We start from the raw sequence: 272 nt of genomic DNA on the forward strand, positions 1-272 counted from the left end.
TCTTTACTACTTTTGGGCCATTTTAAATGACCATTCTCAAAGCGTTTATAAAGAAGAATAAATCCTTCGCCGTCCCAAAAGAGTGCTTTAAAGCGATCATTGCGACTTCCACAAAATAGAAATAAAGAATTACTATACAATTCTAAGCCATAGTTCTCGGCGATCACCATGGCTAGACCATCGATTCCTTTGCGAAGGTCAGTCTTACCGCAAACCAAATAGACTTTATCAGGAGCTTGCCAATTAACGAGCATAGCGGACCATTACTTTAG

Annotated in this window: 1 protein-coding gene; it reads right to left on the bottom strand. The window is 39.3% G+C overall.

Translation table 11 applies throughout. The features are described from left to right. Positions 1-254 (bottom strand): IS66 family insertion sequence element accessory protein TnpB (tnpB, locus tag QOS01_RS10530; RefSeq protein WP_283622283.1); only part of this gene is annotated, 254 nt, incomplete at its 3' end. Positions 255-272: the final 18 nt, after the last annotated feature.

This window comes from Limosilactobacillus avium, from assembly GCF_947381485.1.
Classification (GTDB): domain Bacteria; phylum Bacillota; class Bacilli; order Lactobacillales; family Lactobacillaceae; genus Limosilactobacillus; species Limosilactobacillus avium.